The sequence below is a fragment of the Pseudolysinimonas sp. genome, assembly GCF_039912695.1.
Classification (GTDB): Bacteria; Actinomycetota; Actinomycetes; order Actinomycetales; family Microbacteriaceae; genus Pseudolysinimonas_A.
The window spans coordinates 43,284-60,273 of sequence record NZ_JBDSPJ010000022.1; the positions used below are offsets into that span (position 1 = coordinate 43,284).

Annotated in this window: 13 protein-coding genes; 2 read left to right on the top strand and 11 right to left on the bottom strand. The window is 66.7% G+C overall.

The window, feature by feature from the left end; genetic code table 11:
- Positions 1 to 12: 12 nt before the first annotated feature.
- Positions 13 to 1,353 (top strand): 4-aminobutyrate--2-oxoglutarate transaminase, encoded by a 1,341-nt coding sequence (gene gabT, locus ABIR17_RS08480; RefSeq protein ID WP_348003946.1) that lies wholly within the window; start codon positions 13 to 15, stop codon positions 1,351 to 1,353.
- A gap of 19 nt (positions 1,354 to 1,372) precedes the next feature.
- On the opposite strand, the gene ABIR17_RS08485 is transcribed toward gabT, so the two are convergent.
- The 6 genes from ABIR17_RS08485 to ABIR17_RS08510 form a co-directional block, all read right to left on the bottom strand.
- A complete protein-coding gene (locus ABIR17_RS08485; protein WP_348003947.1) occupies positions 1,373 to 2,044 on the bottom strand; it encodes an SPFH domain-containing protein in 672 nt (223 codons plus the stop codon).
- Positions 2,045 to 2,290: 246 nt separating this feature from the next.
- On the bottom strand, positions 2,291 to 3,241 hold the full coding sequence (locus ABIR17_RS08490) for an NADP-dependent oxidoreductase (protein ID WP_348003948.1): 951 nt from the start codon (positions 3,239 to 3,241) through the stop codon (positions 2,291 to 2,293).
- An 8-nt stretch (positions 3,242 to 3,249) separates the two neighbouring features.
- A complete protein-coding gene (locus ABIR17_RS08495; RefSeq protein WP_348003949.1) occupies positions 3,250 to 4,050 on the bottom strand; it encodes an ABC transporter permease in 801 nt (266 codons plus the stop codon).
- Positions 4,050 to 4,967: an ABC transporter permease gene (locus ABIR17_RS08500; protein WP_348003950.1), complete on the bottom strand. Its 918-nt coding sequence runs from the start codon at positions 4,965 to 4,967 to the stop codon at positions 4,050 to 4,052. The genes ABIR17_RS08495 and ABIR17_RS08500 overlap by 1 nt, the downstream gene beginning before the upstream one ends.
- 2 nt (positions 4,968 to 4,969) lie before the next feature.
- Positions 4,970 to 6,085, bottom strand: a complete 1,116-nt coding sequence (locus ABIR17_RS08505; RefSeq protein WP_348003951.1) for an ABC transporter ATP-binding protein — start codon at positions 6,083 to 6,085, stop codon at positions 4,970 to 4,972.
- Positions 6,086 to 6,162: 77 nt separating this feature from the next.
- Positions 6,163 to 7,374, bottom strand: coding sequence for a spermidine/putrescine ABC transporter substrate-binding protein (locus ABIR17_RS08510; protein WP_348003952.1), 1,212 nt, complete (start codon positions 7,372 to 7,374; stop codon positions 6,163 to 6,165).
- A 149-nt stretch (positions 7,375 to 7,523) separates the two neighbouring features.
- Here ABIR17_RS08510 and ald point away from each other — a divergent pair, with 149 nt between their 5' ends.
- The gene (gene ald / locus ABIR17_RS08515; protein WP_348003953.1) at positions 7,524 to 8,642 is read left to right on the top strand and encodes an alanine dehydrogenase; all 1,119 of its coding nucleotides are present in this window, start codon (positions 7,524 to 7,526) and stop codon (positions 8,640 to 8,642) included.
- Here ald and ABIR17_RS08520 read toward each other — a convergent pair.
- The 5 genes from ABIR17_RS08520 to ABIR17_RS08540 all read right to left on the bottom strand — a co-directional run bounded on the left by ABIR17_RS08520 (position 8,639) and on the right by ABIR17_RS08540 (position 16,987).
- Complete coding sequence (locus ABIR17_RS08520; RefSeq protein WP_348003954.1) at positions 8,639 to 11,332, bottom strand: FtsK/SpoIIIE domain-containing protein; 2,694 nt, start codon at positions 11,330 to 11,332, stop codon at positions 8,639 to 8,641. The genes ald and ABIR17_RS08520 overlap by 4 nt on opposite strands.
- Positions 11,333 to 11,419: 87 nt before the next feature.
- On the bottom strand, positions 11,420 to 12,004 hold the full coding sequence (locus ABIR17_RS08525; protein ID WP_348003955.1) for an FHA domain-containing protein: 585 nt from the start codon (positions 12,002 to 12,004) through the stop codon (positions 11,420 to 11,422).
- Between the two features lie 302 nt (positions 12,005 to 12,306).
- Complete coding sequence (locus ABIR17_RS08530; protein ID WP_348003956.1) at positions 12,307 to 14,616, bottom strand: transglutaminaseTgpA domain-containing protein; 2,310 nt, start codon at positions 14,614 to 14,616, stop codon at positions 12,307 to 12,309.
- Positions 14,613 to 16,019: a DUF58 domain-containing protein gene (locus ABIR17_RS08535; protein ID WP_348003957.1), complete on the bottom strand. Its 1,407-nt coding sequence runs from the start codon at positions 16,017 to 16,019 to the stop codon at positions 14,613 to 14,615. The genes ABIR17_RS08530 and ABIR17_RS08535 overlap by 4 nt, the downstream gene beginning before the upstream one ends.
- Positions 16,016 to 16,987: a MoxR family ATPase gene (locus ABIR17_RS08540; protein WP_348003958.1), complete on the bottom strand. Its 972-nt coding sequence runs from the start codon at positions 16,985 to 16,987 to the stop codon at positions 16,016 to 16,018. Before ABIR17_RS08540 ends, ABIR17_RS08535 begins: the two co-directional genes overlap by 4 nt.
- Positions 16,988 to 16,990 lie beyond the last annotated feature (3 nt).

Below are 16,990 nucleotides of genomic sequence, written 5' to 3' on the forward strand. Positions count from 1 at the left end.
AGAATCAACAGCATGGCTGACACGCTCGTCGATCCCACGGTAGTTCCCTTGCAGCGACGGCTGGTGACCGAGATCCCCGGCCCCAAGTCGCGCGCTCTTCAGGAGCGTCGCTCGGCCGCCGTATCGAACGGTGTTTCGTCGGCTCTCCCGGTCTACATCGAGCGGGCGCACGGCGCGATCATCGTGGATGTCGACGGCAACGCGTTCCTCGACCTCGGGGCGGGGATCGGTGTCACGACGATCGGACACACCGACGACGCCGTCGTTGCGGCAGCGCGAGCTCAGCTCGGGGAAGTCATCCACACCCTGTTCACGATCACACCGTACGAAGAGTACGTGCGGGTCGCCGAGCTGCTGGCCGCTCACACTCCGGGATCGTTTGCGAAGAAGTCGGTGCTCGTCAACTCAGGCGCCGAGGCTGTCGAGAACGGCGTCAAGATCGCCCGCAAGTACACCGGACGCGGCGGGGTCGCGGTGCTCGAGCACGCGTACCACGGCCGCACCAACCTCACGATGGCCATGAACTTCAAGGCGATGCCGTACTCCCTGGGATACGGGCCGTTCGCGGGCGACGTCTACCGCGCCCCGAACTCGTATCCGCTTCACGACGGGCTGTCGGGAGCGGACGCGGCCGCGCGCACGATCGCGTACCTCGAGAAGACCGTCGGTGCGTCGGACCTGGCCTGTCTCGTGGTCGAGCCGATCCAGGGCGAGGGCGGCTTCGTCGTTCCCGCCGACGGCTACCTCCCCGCACTGCAGGAATGGTGCACGGCAAACGGCATCGTGTTCATCGCCGACGAGATCCAGAGCGGAATGGCACGCACCGGTGCGTACTTCGCGTCGGAGCACCTGGGACTCGTGCCGGACCTCGTGCTGATCGCGAAAGGCATCGCGGGCGGCCTCCCGCTCGCAGCTGTCACTGGCCGCGCCGAAATCATGGATGCCAGCCAGCCCGGCGGCCTCGGCGGCACGTTCGGCGGTAATCCCGTCGCCTGCGCGGCCGCGATCGCCGTCTTCGATCGCATCGAGTCAGACGGTCTGTTGGCCGAGGCAGCGCGGATCGAAGGCACCCTGAAGACCGGGCTTCTCGCCCTACAGGCGAAGTACCCGATCATCGCCGAGGTGCGCGGCATCGGCGCGATGCTCGCCGTTGAACTGCTCGACCCGTCGACTCACGCGCCGCGGGCCGACGCCGTTGCGGCGATCGCCGCCGCTGCCGCACAGCAGGGCGTGATCGTGCTGACTGCGGGAACCTACGGCAACGTGCTGCGGTTCCTGCCGAGTCTGGCGATTACCGACGTGCAGCTCGCGGATGCCCTGTCGGTACTCGACGCCTGTTTCGCGGCGCTGTAGATCATTCGCCGGGCTGTAGCTAACTTTCGGTGTCGCCCGCCGGGACGATCTTGACGATGACCTGAGCCGCGGCATCTAGTGCGCGCAATTGCAGGATGCTGGGGTGCGCCTCGAGCACCTGGGCGGTATTGGCCAGAGATCGCACCGCCGCCGCCTCACCACGGGCGCGTTCAAGCCGGGCGCCAGCTTCGGCCCTCGCCAGCGCGGTTTCGGAGTACGCACGACGCAACTCCTGCGGGAGGGTGAGGTCGCGCAGCTCGAACGAGGTGATCGCGACGCCGAGCCGGGTCGCATTTTCGCCGAGCACGTCGGTCGTCGCGATCGTGTCCCGTGCTGCGAGGAGTTCGTCGAGGGTCATCGCGGCGACCGCCTTGCGCAAGGCGACCTGCGCAAGCGCATGCAACTCGCCCTGGGCGTCGGCGACGTTGGTCAACCATGCCGTGGGGTCAGTGATCGAGAACGCGAGGAAGAGCGACGTGCGCACCTGAAGACCGTCAGAGGTGAGAACCTCTTGGGGCGGGATGACGATGCGACGTTCCCGGATGTCGACGACCCAGAACTCTTCGCGGCGGTGGCGACGGTGCCGACCCTCTACTTCGGTACGAACGTATGTTCCGTCTTTGCGGACGACGGCGCGTTCGCCCGATTGCACGACGACCCAGCGTCCGGCGGTGACTTGTCGGGTGAGCATCCTGTTTCCTTGTGACGGATTGGGGGTGACCCGCCCTCCGCAGATCCACGAGGAGCGGGCGACCCGAAGTCGCGCAGAGCCCGTCGTCGATGTTCCTGCGGAGGACGGGCCTTTCCATGAGTGCCGAGTCGAACGGCTGAACCAAATGAGTTTTTTAGACTCTCGTCGACCCCGACTCGCGGGACCGGGAGAGGCAACTGCCTCCGGCCGCTAGGCGCCGACCCCGTGATGCTAGCAGCGAGGCTCTCACGGGACGAGGATGATCTTGCCGCCAGCGTGGCCGCCGACCAGGAGTTCATAGGCGGCTCGAACCTCCGCAAGCGGGAACTCCGCGGCAATCTCGACAGCGAGCTGCCCGTCGGCAAAGAGCTCGCCGAGAGTCGTTTGCGCGGCGGCCCGGATCTCGCGGCCCGGATCCGCGCCAGGACCCCCACCGATCGCCTGACCGCCGGCTGCCAGCGCCGCAGCGAAGTTGACGATCGAGACGAACCGCGCGGGATCAGTCATCAGCTGCAGCGAAACCGTGAGGGCTTCATCGGTACCGACCGTGTCAATCGCGGCGTCGATGCCGTTCGGGGCGAGTGCCACCACGCGGTCCAGCAGCCCCTCGCCGTATTCCACCGGCTCGACCCCGAGCGCCTCGAGCTCGGCGTGGCGTTTCACCGAGGCGGTGCCGATGACTCGGGCACCGCGCAGAATCGCGAGTTGGGCCGCCATCCGGCCGACTCCCCCGCTCGCGCCATGGACGAGCACTACGTCGGTGGCGCCGACTCGCACCGCTTCGAGAGCGTGCACGGCGGTCGTGCCGACGGCAAGCAGTCCGGCCGCTTCCGCAAACGACGCAGCCTCGGGCTTGTGCAGCAGCCGGTCGGCGTGAACGGTGAGCTCGTCGGCCTGCGCCCCCGAAAGTCGGTGTCCGTAGACCTCGTCGCCGACTGCGAGGGGTGAGCCGTCGAGAGCCACGGCATCCGGTCCTACCGCGGTGATGACGCCGGATGCCTCGCTGCCGAGTCGAATCGGAAGACGCGCCGGATCTTTCGTGCCAACCCCGGCCACCAGCTTGGCGTCGTAGGGGTTGAGTGCGGTTGCTCGAACCGAGATCACGACCTCACCACCCACGGGAGCGCGCGATGCGACGTCGATCAGCTCGATGGATTCGGGACCGCCATACGAGGTGGCGGCAGCAGCACGGACCATGCCTTCATTCAACCCCGAGCAAGCCGCTTGCGGCGCACCGCCGAGGCGACCTGCGTGGCAACGACCAGGATGATCGCGAAGAAGAAGACAGCGCTCGCGATCACGTTCGCCTCACCCGGGATGCCCTTCGCAGCCTGGATGTAGATGTACTTCGGGAAGGTGAACGCGGCTCCGGCGTTGAAATTTGTGATGATGAAGTCGTCGAACGACAGGGCGAACGACAGCAGCATGGCCGCGATAATGCCGGGCAGCAGCAGCGGGAAGGTGATGCGCCACCACACCTGCGCGGGGCTGGCGTAGAGGTCGCGACCGGCTTCCTCGATCGCAGGATCGAGACCTGCCACCCGAGCGCGAACCGTCACGACAACGAAACTGATGCAGAACATCGTGTGGGCCAGGATGATCGTGACGACGCCCTTGGGCACTCCGGCGGTCAGGAACTGGGCTGCGAGACCCGCCCCGAGAACGACCTCGGGGGTCGCCATCGGCAGGAAGAGCAGCAGCGACGCCGCTGCCCGGAAGCGCAGTCGATAGCGCACGAGTGCGATTGCGATCGCGGTGCCCATCGCCGTCGCCGCCAGCGTGGCAATCGCGCCAACGAACAGGCTGGTCCCGAACGACTGGCACACGACATCCGCGTTACACACCCCCAGCCAGTTGTTCAGCGTGAAGCCGCGCCAAACGATGTTGGTACGTCGGTAGTCGTTGAACGAGAACACGATTGTGTAAACGATCGGTACCAGCAGCAGGGCCAAGATCACCGTCGTGAAGAGGCCAAGCCCCCACGTTCCGATCCGGAACCGGCGCATCAGACGAGATCCTTCGTGCCGGCGAATCTCACGTACAACCCGACGACCAGCAGGATCGCAGCCATCAGGATGATGGACAGCGACGCGGCAACCGGATAGTTGCCGAGCGCGAGGAAGTTCGCCTCGACCACGTTGCCGATCATCGCCGTCTCGGTTCCGCCCAGAAAGTCGCGACTCGCATTGACGTAGTCGCCAGCCGCGGGGATGAAGGTCAGCAGCGTTCCCGAGATCACGCCCGGCAGCGACAGCGGCAGCGTGACCCGCCAGAAGGTCGAGCGTGGGCTGGCATACAGGTCACCGCCAGCCTCGACGTACCTCAGGTCGAGACGCTCGAGTGAGGTGTAGATCGGCAGCGTCATGAACGGGATGAAGTTGTAGGTGAGGCCAAAGATGACCGAGAACGAGGTGCCCGTAATCTGCGCGTCCGGCGGCAGGATCGACAGGTTCTGCAGGAAGGACACCACAGGACCCTCATCGGAGAGGATCTGTTTCCAGGCGAGAGTCCGCAGCAGGAAAGAGATGAAGAACGGCGCGATGACCAGCGTCAGCGCGAGCGCTTGAATGAGCTTGTAGTTGCGTAGCTTGACGCCGATGAAGTACGCGATCGGATAGCCGATCAGCAGCGCGCAGACCGTCGCGATCAGCGCGTAGACGAACGAGCGCACGATGATGGGCCAGTACTGGACGATCACGTCGGCGTAGTTCTGCCAACGGAACGCGTAGATGTATTCGCCGAAGTCACCGCGCAGGTCGGGGGTTTCGAGGCTCGTGATGATCAGCGAGACCAGCGGTACTAAAAAGAACAGGGTCAGGTACGCAAGTCCGGGCAGCAACAACAGGATGGCGACGGGGCTGCGCCGACTCGGCACCGCCACCTCTGCTGTGGGCGCCGAACTGCCGAACGCCCCGAAAGCCATGCTCAGTCGTCCGTTTCGGTGGGGGTATCAGAAGCCGTCGACACATCTGACGAAGGTCCGTCCGATAGGCCGAAACCGTGGTCGACGGTCCAGGCAACCCAGACCTCCGAACCTGTCTGTACGACCGGACCGAACACCATGTTTTGGGCGAACAAACTCATGGTGCCGATGCCGGGAACGTCGATCAGGTAGTCGGTACTGACCCCGGTGAACGACACATCGATGACGCGGCCGGGTCCGAGAACATTGACACCCGCAGCGGGCTGCGGCTTGCTCACATGGAGCAGCAACTTCTCGGGGCGCACCCCGATGGTGACATGACCGGCGTGACGCTGCGCGCGCGCCTTCGGCACCTCGATTTTGGTGCCCGCCACATCAACGACGATCGTGTCGCCCTTCGACGCAACAACGGGGCCGGTGAGCAGGTTCGAGCGGCCGAGGAAGTTGGCCACGAACGCCGTCTTCGGAAGTTCGTACAACTCTTCGGGAGCACCGAGCTGCTCGATTTCGCCGCGGTTCATCACGGCGACGGTGTCGGCCATGGTCATGGCCTCCTCCTGGTCGTGCGTGACGTGCAGAAAGGTCAGACCGACCTCGTTCTGAATCTGCTTGAGCTCGATCTGCATCTCGCGCCGCAACTTCAGGTCGAGAGCGCCGAGCGGTTCATCAAGCAACAGCACGGCGGGACGGTTCACGACGGCGCGCGCCAGAGCAACCCGCTGCTGCTGACCGCCGGAGAGCTGGATGGGGCGCCGCGCCGACAGATGATCGAGTTGCACCAACCGCAGTGCTTCGTGGGCGCGCGCGCCGGCATCCCGAACCCCGCGACGTTTCAGGCCAAACGCGACGTTCTCGAGCACCGACATGTGCGGGAACAGCGCGTAGCTCTGAAACACCGTGTTGACCGGACGCCGGTACGACTTGGTATCGGTGACGTCCTTGCCGCCGATCAGAATCCGACCGGCAGTGGGCTCCTCAAGCCCAGCCACGAGCCTCAGAGTCGTCGTCTTGCCACACCCCGAAGGACCCAGCAGTGCGAAAAACGATCCCGACGGGATCGTCAGGTTGAGGCCCTCGAGCGCGGTGAAACCCGGGAAGCGTTTGGTGACACCGACCAATTCGAGGTCGGCTCCGCCGGGCGCGACACCTCCCGCGTCGAACCCACCCGACTCAGCGCCACCCGACTCGCCCAGGGTCAGGCCCCGAGCAGCACGGACTGGAAGGCAGACCCGTAGGACTGTTCCTGCGCGGGAGTGAGCGTGCGGAAAACGCGGGATTTCGCCAACGTTTTTTGGTCGGGGAAGATCAGCGGGTTGTCGACGAGAGACTCATCAACAGTTGCCATCGCTTCCTGCGTGCCCACAACCGGCGAGATGTAATAGACGTACGCGGCGACTTGCGCTGCGATCTCGGGTTCGTAGTAGAAGTCGATCATCTTCTCGACGTTCTTCTTGCGCGGCGAGCCGATCGGCACCATGAAGTTGTCGTTCCACAGCGTGCCCCCGGCGTCGGGGACGGCGAATCCAAACTTCTCTTCGCCCAGCTCGGCGTTGAGGTTGGCGATGTCGCCCGACCAGACGATGCCGGCGACAGCGTCGCCGTTGGTGAGATCTTCGACGTAAGAATTGCCCTTGACCGCGCCGATCTGACCGCTCGTCACCTGCTTCTTGAATGTCTCAAGTGCCGCCGTGAACTGGTCATCGGTGAAGTCACCGGAGATATCGATACCCGCCTCGAGCATGATCAGACCGATCGTGTCGCGCATCTCGCTGAGCACGCAGATCTTGCCCTTGAGCGCAGAGTCCCACAGCTCCGAAACGTGGGTGAGCCCGTTGGGGAATTGTTCCTTGTTCCAGCAGATCCCGCCGAACCCGCCCTGCCAGGGCATCGACATCTTCCGGCCCGGGTCGAAATCGACATTCAAAAGCTCGGGGTTGAGGTTTGACCTGTTCGGGATGTTGGCTGCGGTCAACTCTTGCGTGTACCCGAAGCGGATCATCCGCGCGAGCATCCAGTCGGTCAGGCAGACCGTGTCGGCACCGATGTCTTGCCCGAGGGCGAGCTGGTCTTTGACCCGGCCGTAGTACGTGTTGTTGTCGTCGACATCTTCGGTATAGGTCACCGTGATCCCGGACGCGGTCTTGAACTGGTCGAGCGTCGGGTGATTCTTGGCGTCGTCGGTGTCGAGATAGAGCGGCCAGTTCGACCAACGAATGGTCTTGTCGCTGTCGGAAACATCCGGAGGCGAAGTCGGCGCAGCAGCTCCGCCCGGCGCGCAGGCGGCGAGGGCGAGAGCGGTGGCGCCCCCAACTCCCCCGGCAAGCACGGCACGGCGCGACACCTGTGACGCACGCGCTTGTTGAACGAGACGACGGATCAGGGGATCCTCGGGAAGCGACCTGGTCATGAAACGACTCCTTCCGGCTGGCACGATCCTGACACAGCGAGGCCCGCTGACGGAACAAATCGCGGGTTTTGTAACACGAATTTCACGTAAAGCGCCGTTCTCAGGCCTAATCGGTGCGGAATCCGTAGTCGCGACCTACACTGACGCACATGAAGGTGGGCGTCCCGGCCGAGGTCAAGAACAACGAGTACCGCGTCGCCATCACGCCGTCGGGGGTGCATGATCTGGTTGCACGCGGCCATGAAGTGCTGATCCAACAGGGCGCGGGCCTGGGGTCCTCGATCAGTGACGACGACTACCGGGGCGCCGGAGCCGGGATCGCGAAGACGGCCGCCGAGGTCTGGGATGCTGCCGATCTCCTGCTCAAGGTCAAGGAGCCGATCGAGAGTGAGTACCCCCACTTTCGCACCGACCTCGTGCTCTTCACCTACCTCCACCTCGCGGCCGAGGCGCCGCTCACTACGGCGCTCGTCGATGCCGGCGTCACGGCAATCGCCTACGAGACCGTGCAACTTGCCAACCGGGCGCTTCCGCTGCTGGCTCCGATGAGCGAGGTGGCCGGACGGCTCGCCCCGATCGTGGGCGCCAACGCGATGCTGCGCTCGGCCGGCGGACCGGGACTGCTGGTGCCCGGAGTTGCCGGCACCCGACCTGCGAACGTCGTCGTCATTGGCGCAGGTGTCGCCGGCACTAACGCCGTTGCGCTGAGCGTCGGACTGGGCGCCCAAGTCACGGTGCTCGACACCAACATCCAGCGGCTTCGCGAAATGGATGACGACTACGCGGGGCGAATCATCACGATCGCCTCCAACGCCTTCGAGATCGAACGAGCCGTGCTCGCTGCCGACCTGGTCATTGGAGCGGTTCTGGTGCCGGGCGCTAAGGCCCCCAAACTCGTCAGCAACGCGCTGGTCGCCCGGATGAAACCGGGGAGCGTTCTCGTCGACATTGCCGTCGACCAGGGCGGATGCTTCGAGGACACCCGGCCGACGACGCACGCCGACCCGACGTACGCGGTGCACGGCTCGATCTTCTACTGCGTCGCGAACATGCCGGGCGCCGTTGCCCATACTTCGACCTACGCGCTGACCAACGCGACCCTCCCCTACGTGCGAGCCATCGCCGACTCCGGGTGGCGGGATGCGCTGCGCGCCGACCCCGCTCTCGCACTGGGGCTGAACGTGCATGCCGGCCACGTCGTCAATAGCGCTGTCGCGACAGCGCACGGACTCGACGCGACTCCGCTCGAGAGCGCCCTCGCGAACTAGTCCCAAACGGCGCGCCGGGTGCGACCGTGCTCGACCAGCCACACTTCGCCGGGGCCCAGCGGCGGCGGCATCTCGCGGGACCGGGTAATCGACCTGTGCTCCGACACCCCGCATTCATGCAGCACGATCGGCAGGTCGCGTCGGGCGCGGGCGAGTTCTGCCCAGTCCGACTGCCAGCCGTCGGGATCGCCGAGCAGCACCACCTGTTGCGCCGCGATCACGAGGCTCGCGTCGGCCGGCTCGCCGATCACCCTCACCCTCACGACATCCGCATCCCAACGACCGGCGAGAGCGCGCGGCCGGGTGGATACGACGGCCAGTTCTCCTGACACGGGCAGGCGGATGCGCACGGGCGACTCGACCGGCACCGCGCGACGTGGCGCGGGTGAGGGACGCGCAACCTGAACCGCGGCTCCCTGCCAGGTACCCGCGCCGGCGAGGGCGCGGGAGTCGTACGACGCGGGATCACCGCCCGCGAGCAGATGCTCCTCGCGCGATGCCAGGCGCAGCAGGAGTCGCGACACGAAGAGCGGACCGAGGGCGTGCAACGGTCCGGTCAGGCGGCGTGCCGAAGCGACAACCCGAGTGCCGCGCTGAGTAGCCTCGCGCAGCAGTCGGGCGACCAGCTCGGTCAACTCGACGGAGTGATCGGCGCCGCACCGCGCCAGCACCAGATCGAGGTCATCGAGCAGAAGGACGCCCCCGCGTGACGCCACCGCGGGGTCGACCAGCGCCTGCCACAACGCCACCGGATCGGAGGGAAGCCACTGGGCGGCGCCCTGAGCGCCCGCGGCGATCGATTCCAGAGTCGTCGTCGCCCCCGATCCCGGTGCGCCCAACACCAGAAGGTGACCATGGCGGGGCTCGAGGGCGGCAACCGGCTGCCGCTGTTCGGCGGGCAGATCCCGAAGTCCGAACGGGATGCCCTCGGTCGCGGCGGGGAGGGCGTCGTGTGCGATGACGGGAGGGAGCGGATCGGTCCACGGCCTGAAGGCAACCGACGGGACAGTTGCCGCCGCGATCCGCGACACGTCGTCTGGCACCGCAATCGCCAGCTGCACGAGACGCTCTTGCCCGGCGCCGTCGATGACGATCGCCCGTCCCTTCGGCGTCACGGGCAGTCGGGCTGCGGCATCCGATCCGATTAAGCCGATGCTGTCGCCCCGGTCCGAAACACGCAGCGCGATGCGCACGGCAACGTTGGCGAGCACGGCATCCCGCACGATTCCGGCCGGTCGCTGGGTACACAGGATGAGATGAAGGCCCAGCGAGCGACCGCGGGCTGCCAGATCGGCAAACAGCCCGTGCAACTCGGGACGGTCGGTGACGACTGCAGCGAACTCATCGACGACCACGACGAGACGGGCCAGCGTGCCGGCGGGAAGTTCGTCAATCGACCGAGCCGCTGCGCCAGCGAGCACCCGCTCGCGGCGCAGAACCTCGGCGCGCAGTGACTCCATCGCCCGGCCGGCGAGCCGACCATCGAGATCGCTCAGGGTCCCCAGCACATGCGGCAACTTCTCGAGCGGGGCAAAAGCGGCTCCGCCCTTGAAGTCGACCAGCACGAAAGCGACCTCGTCGGCAGACCGACCTGACGCCATCCCGAGCACCCACGAGACGAGCAGTTCGCTCTTGCCCGAACCTGTCGTGCCCGCGACCACCGCGTGCGGACCCTCGGTGACGAGATCGAGCAGGAAGACGCCGGTGTCGTCACAGCCCAGCGGTGCCGTGAGTCCCGGGCCCGCAGGTGCGGCCGTCAACAGATCGGCAAGGACGACCTGCTCAGGCAACGCGCGGGACGGCGAGCGAATGCCGCGGGCATCGGCCGTCTCGGCCAGGCGGAGTGCGACCTTCCGCGCACCGGCTGCCGTCATGGTGTCAGCGCCCGGCGCGTCGACGATCACTCCTGCGACGGCGGCGGTGCGGTGACCTGGAACGCTGTGACCCGCGCCGTGGCCCGCGCCGTGACCCGCGCTCCAGTCGATGGCGGTGACCCGGCCGTCGACGGCGAACGAGAACCGCTGGTCGGGGCCGTCGCGCACCTCGTGCGGAAGTGCGCGCGCCCAGGTCTCGCCGCGTGGCGCGGTCACGATGGTTGAAACCGGGGAGAGGCGGGCGGCGAGGCGGATTGCGATCAACCGGGCCGCAGCCGCCGCGACGACCCCGAATCCGACGACCTCAATCCCGCCCGTAACATCACGAACGATTGACGCTCCCGCGACCCAGGCGGCCTCCTCTCGCAGGGCGTCGGACTCCGGCGAACGAGTCCCGCGTGTTCCGTCACCCAGCACGATCCCACTCGGGGCATTCCCCCGCCCGATCGCGAGCTCGAGCGGGCCGTCTGCCGACGACATCCACACCGGCGTTGTCGAAGCAAAACCTCGCAGTCGCTGGCGTTCCGCATCATGGGCCTCGCGCACCTGGTCTCGCACCGCCGCGAGTGTCGAGGCCTGGTGCCCAACGGCTGCTCGCCGCGTTTTTGCGCGCTGACGTCGCCCGTCGAGCATCGAAGCCCCCGCGATCACCGGGCCCAGCACCGCCATCAGCAACATGTATGGCGAACCGGTCACCGCAAACAGAACCCCCGCGACAACTAACGGCGCGAGGGTGGCCACGAGCGGGAACCCGGCGCGCGGCAGTTCGGGCGACTCGACGGGCAACGGGATGCGAATGGCCGGCGGCTCGATCATCGGTCCAGGGTCGGACCTCAACGGTTGCCGCGAACCCCCGGCTCTGCGACCGGGGGCCGGGGTGAGTCAGGGGGTGGGTGGGGAGGACTAACTCACGACGAAAAATTGGTCGCCGATATCGACTCGCGTCCCGCGAACGACAAAGTACCGACGTCCGGGTTCACAGCGCCTCGGGTCGGCGTCGGGCTGGCGCACGGTCGACCCGTTCGTCGAGAAACGGTCGCTCACCCAGAACCGACCGCTGTCTTGACCGAACTCGAGGTGAGTCTTCGAAACCGATTTTCCGGCGTCGAAGATCGACACCAACTGGTCGACGAACTCGCCCGGTTGGGACGAGGGGTTGCGGCCGACAAGTCCCGCGCCCACGGCCGTGATGCTCTCACCCGTGCTGAACTGCAACACGAAGCGTTGCTCAAGCGACCTCGGTGCCGAGACGCGAGTGGCCTCCAGGTCGGAACGGCCCTCGTGGGACCCTTCTCCCCCGACCTCGGCCGCGCCCCCGACACCTCCGACGCCCCCGCCCCAGGGGAACGGGTCAGGCACTTTGCGCAACGACTTCTTCGCGAGCACGATCGGAGGAACAGATCGACGCGGCGCGCCGTCATCGACCTCGGGTTCGGACTCGATGTCGGCCTCGTCGACCGCGGGCTCGCCGCCCGGAGGAGGGGTCATACCGGGTTCAACGAGTGCCGCGGATTCGGCTGCCGCGGGTGCACCAGGTGCTGGCGTCAGACTGAGGACAAAACCGCATTCGCCGCAAAAGACATCCTCGTCAGAAATCGGTTCGCCGCACTGCGGGCAGCGCACGATGTTCTCAACACTCACTGCTGCGCCAGGCGCCGCATCTGGCTCTGACCGGGTTTCGATCGGCACCGCCGGGACGCTGTGCGTCGTCGCATCGGCGCTCACGGCTCGACCACATTCGCCGCAGAACAGGGCGCCATCGGGAAGCGCCGTGTCGCAGAACGTGCAGGTCACCGTTGCTTCGCCTCTCGCCGGAACAGACTGCGAACACTATATGCACCGAGCGAGCGAACCGAGACGAGTGCGCGAAGGCGCTGCCGGCGCGTGAGACCCTGATCGAGCGTGAGGCGAAGATCAGCAACTGTGTCCCACACTCGATGGGCATCGACAGACTCCGCCTGCTCGGGCGCGAACACGGCACGGTCGGCTACCGCTGCCAGGACGCGCGACGGCAGGCCTCCGGCAACCGCGGCCAACTCGGAACGCGTCGCCGCCGGGGGCGGGTTGAATCCGTGATCGACGACGGCGTCAGCGAACTCATCCCAGCCGCCGCTAATTCGTTGCACGACCGTCGGCGCGGTGCGACGCAGTCGTCGGCGGCGTGCCTTGGCCGCGATGATGACGAGGAATGGGGCCAGGAGAACTCCGGCGGCCAACAGGGTGATTCCCGTGACCCGCGCGACCGTGAGCAGGGCGACGAGCAGCGGATCGAGCGCATCGGGAGTGTCCTGGGCACTGTCGGGAGCGGACTGATCCACCTGCTGATCGGGACGGTCCGGGGGCGGCGGCACGACCGACGGAGGACGGGCCACCTGGCTCTGCTCCTCGGGAACCACGGCGGGAATCGGGCGATCTTGCGGGACCGGGTTCACGGCAACCCAGCCGTACTGCGCAGTGTCGACTTCGATCCAGGCCGTGACGTCGGCGCCGGTGACCACGCCGTTCTGCGGAGCGAAGCCGAAAACCACGCGGGCCGGAAATCCGAGCTGCCGTGCCATTAGAGCGGCCGCGACGGCGTATTGCTCGGCATCGCCGATCATCTGCGGCGCCGTCACCAACTCCGCGATGCGGTCTGCGGCATGCCCCGATCGGCTCGACGGCTCGTCAGGGCTCAGCCCGTGGCTGATGTAACCATCGGTGCGCAGCGCCGCCAGCATCGCGAGAAGTCGGTCACCGGGCGAGGAGAGCAGCCGCACTTTGTCTTCGAGGTAGAGCGAGAGCTCCTCGGGGAGTCCCTGCACGCGCGGCACGACCGCATCCCCGGGTGAGGCGTCGGCGAGGCTCGCCTCGGCCGGCTGGTCTGGGATGACGGCGTGCAATCGATAGGAATCCCCCGAAGACAACCCGGTTAGCACGGCGGCCGTCCCGGAGGAGGCGTTGTAGCGGAACGAGTCGGCACGCGACGCCGCGTCGGCACCGCCAAAGTCGATCGACGAGAAGTCACCGACGGTCGGAACCCAGACTCCGCTGTAGTTCTCGATCTCAACGTTCACATCGACCGGCTTACCCGCGACTGCCGACTGGTCGACGGCTTGCGGGATGCGCACAAAGGTGCCGGAGGCGCTGTCGACGGCGGCACTTCCCACGGCATAGACGACGCCGTCGTAGCTGTCGAGAGTCGCAATACGCACCAGCGCGCCGTCGGGAAGACCCTGAACGCGCATCATGACCTGGTCGGCGCGGTCCTCGCGGAGGTAGCGACGAAAGCCAGCCAGCGGGCTGGGATAATTGCGCGGATCGAAGGGCTGCTCGATCGCGGTGCGCAGCACATCCCGACCCCCGGTGACGGGTGCGATGAGGGTCGCACCGACCGATGATGCCGCCGCGATAGCGAGGATGACACCCCCGGCAACGATCGTGCGCACGCCGAGGACGCCGTCACCAGCCGTCTCGAGCGGGCGGCCGGCGGCATCCGGTGTCGCCCGTGCCAGCGCGCGGATCGCCTCGCGTCGGCGGCGCCAGCGGCGCCAGATGAGGAAGGTCAAGACGGTGACGAGCATGCCCAGGGCGAGCGGGACCGGCCAGAGCGGCTCGGCGGAGCCGAAAGCGATCGCGACCAGAAAGGCAACCACCGGCGCAATCACGGCGAGCTCGCCGAACCGGGCGCGCAACGCGACGCTGATACCCACGACCGTTGTCGTGAGGAGCAGCACAAAGGCGGGCACCAAGAGAGCCTGGTAGGCGCCAACCGGCAGGGTGATGGTGAGTAGCTGCTTCCAGCCGAGGGCTACCCCGCCCAAAAGGTCGGCCAGACCGCCGAGGCTCGGCAGGACACCGGCGATGGCGCGAGCGGGCACGGCGAGCTGCACACCGCTCAGCAGGAAGACCGCGAACGTCGCCGCCACAACGACGTACGACGGCCACCGGAAGCGTGCTCCCAGCGCAGCGACCAGGGTGCCGCCAATCAGAGCACCGACGACCAGGATGACGAACCGCACATCCCGATAGACCGGCCAGAAGGCGGCCGCCGCAATCGCGGTCATTACCCAGATCAGGACGACGCTGAGAATCGTCGACCCGACGGTGCGCGGCGGCCTCATGCGACCGCCGCGCTGCGGGCGAGGGCGATCCGAAGGTCTTCGAGATAGCCGATCGTCAGCACACTCAGGCCAGCAATCCGGCGGAAACCGGGCACGGCTTCCGGGTTGCAGACGATCGCGACAACCGAGACATCAACGGCGAACGAGTTCGAGGCCGCCCGCAGCTCGGTCGCCGTCACGAGCGAACCGCAGACCAGGAAGGCGACCGAGATTCCGGCGCTGGTTTCGGCGGCGATGCGCCCGACATCCCGAAGTCCGAGTGCTGCCGACGAGGCATCCACGACGGCGAGGTCGTCGAGCAGTCGCGCGGGCACCAGAGTCGACAGCGACCGCACGGCATACGTGCGCCGTTTGGCAAAGTCGGGAGTGACGGTGGAGACAACCACCGACACCGTGCGGCCGTCGCGGATGGCGCGCACTCCGAGCGAGCCGGCGACACTCACGGCAAGTTCGAACTCGACCTCGCTCGCGTAGTCGGAGGTGGCCAGCGACAGCGCAACGACGAGGTGACTCCGTCGAGTTTCTTCGAACTGCCGCACCATGTAAGTGCCGGTCTTGGCGGTGGACTTCCAGTGGATGTAGCGACGCTCATCCCCGACCTGGTACTCACGCAACGAGTGGAACGCGACATCGGACGAGGTGAGGTCTTTCGTGGTCGCGCCTTCGAGGTCGCGGATCAACCCGGTGCTGGTCGAGGGAACGCCGATCGTTCGCGGGTGCACGACGAGTTCCGTCGTGTCGGTCCAGATCAGCTCTCGCCGCACAAGACCGATCGGGTCGGCGCGCACGGTACGAACCGGGCCAACCGGGATGACGCCGCGGTGAAGCGTCGGGATGGCGAAGTCGTTTGTGAACTGGGCGTGCGCTTTGAGACTGGGCATCGCCAATTCGGCCAGGCCGTCGCCGACCGGCACCTCAACCTTCACGCCCAGCACGCGTCGACCCGTCGGGTTGTGAAGGGTGACGGCACCCAGAGCGGGCTCGCCGACAATCACGCGACGGTGCACGAGCGAGAGCGTCACTCGAAACGGGGAGCGCCCGATCAGGTACAGCGCCGCGATGACTACGAGCACAACGCCTGCCCACCCGACGACAACGAGTTCGAGCCAACCGAGCCCATATCCGAACGCGAACGCGGCCGGGATGACACCCACCATGACCCAGCCGAGCGGTGTCACAACGGCGGTCACGCGCGAGCCGATCCGCGCCGCCAACGCTCCGGCGATCGTCAAGAACCGTACGACGGCGACAACGAAATCAGCGAGCACACCGGTGCGCGCCCCGACGATGCGGGAGCGAATGTTGGTCGGCCCAGAGACCCCGGTGCCGACGGGAGGCTCGGCGCGAATGGCGCTCGCGGTGCGCGGACGCCGAGCGGAACGACCCGGTGCGGGAGTGCTCACACGGCCTGCCGGTCGCTCGGTGGGGCCGTTTCGAGCAGCAGCTGCCCGATGATGCTCGAGGAGGTCACGCCGTCGAACTCCGCCTCAGGGTCGAGGACCAGGCGATGCGCGAGCACCGGTTCAGCGAGCGACTTCACGTCGTCGGGGACGACATAGTGGCGTCCACTCGCGGCTGCGAGCGCCTTCGAGGCCCGAACCAGAGCGAGCGCCCCGCGCACGCTGACACCCAGCCGAACTTCGGTCGCCGAACGAGTCGCCTCGACCAGCCGCGAAACGTAGTCGTTGACGCTGGGGTCGACATGCACGGTGCGTGCGAGGCCCGCCATCTCGAGCACGGCATCCGCCGTCACCACAGCAGGAAGGATGACGTCGTGCGCCTTGACGCTCGACCCCTCCAAGATGCGCAGCGTTGACGCGTGATCCGGGTAGCCGATGGATGCCTTCAACAGAAACCGGTCGAGTTGCGCTTCGGGAAGGCGATAGGTGCCCGCCTGTTCAATCGGATTCTGGGTGGCGATCACCATGAACGGGCTGGGGACCTCATGGGTCTCGCCGTCGACGGTGACGCGGCCCTCTTCCATCACTTCGAGCAGCGCTGCCTGGGTCTTCGGCGACGCGCGGTTGATCTCGTCGGCGAGCACGATATTGGCGAAGACCGGCCCGCGGTGGAACTCGAAAGTCCCGCCCTTCTGGTCGTAGACGCTCACACCGGTGATGTCGCCGGGAAGAAGGTCGGGGGTGAACTGGATGCGGTTGTGCGTGCCATCGACGCTCTGGGCGATCGCTCGCGCCATCGACGTCTTGCCGGTGCCCGGGAAATCCTCCAAGAGCAGGTGGCCCTCGCTGAAGAGCGCGACAAATCCCAGGCGAATGACGAACGTCTTTCCGAGCAGGACCTGCTCAACGTTGGTCACGAGGCGACCGAAGGTCTCCTGAAAGGCAGAGGCCTGCTCGGGGGTCATGGTCATCTT

Coding starts and splice junctions, on each gene's coding strand:
- gabT (WP_348003946.1), top strand. CDS start 13: ATGGCTGACACGCTCGTCGATCCCACGGTAGTTCCCTTGCAGCGACGG.
- ABIR17_RS08485 (WP_348003947.1), bottom strand. CDS start 2,044: ATGCTCACCCGACAAGTCACCGCCGGACGCTGGGTCGTCGTGCAATCG.
- ABIR17_RS08490 (WP_348003948.1), bottom strand. CDS start 3,241: ATGGTCCGTGCTGCTGCCGCCACCTCGTATGGCGGTCCCGAATCCATC.
- ABIR17_RS08495 (WP_348003949.1), bottom strand. CDS start 4,050: ATGCGCCGGTTCCGGATCGGAACGTGGGGGCTTGGCCTCTTCACGACG.
- ABIR17_RS08500 (WP_348003950.1), bottom strand. CDS start 4,967: ATGGCTTTCGGGGCGTTCGGCAGTTCGGCGCCCACAGCAGAGGTGGCG.
- ABIR17_RS08510 (WP_348003952.1), bottom strand. CDS start 7,374: ATGACCAGGTCGCTTCCCGAGGATCCCCTGATCCGTCGTCTCGTTCAA.
- ald (WP_348003953.1), top strand. CDS start 7,524: ATGAAGGTGGGCGTCCCGGCCGAGGTCAAGAACAACGAGTACCGCGTC.
- ABIR17_RS08520 (WP_348003954.1), bottom strand. CDS start 11,332: ATGATCGAGCCGCCGGCCATTCGCATCCCGTTGCCCGTCGAGTCGCCC.
- ABIR17_RS08525 (WP_348003955.1), bottom strand. CDS start 12,004: ATGACCCCTCCTCCGGGCGGCGAGCCCGCGGTCGACGAGGCCGACATC.
- ABIR17_RS08530 (WP_348003956.1), bottom strand. CDS start 14,616: ATGAGGCCGCCGCGCACCGTCGGGTCGACGATTCTCAGCGTCGTCCTG.
- ABIR17_RS08540 (WP_348003958.1), bottom strand. CDS start 16,987: ATGACCATGACCCCCGAGCAGGCCTCTGCCTTTCAGGAGACCTTCGGT.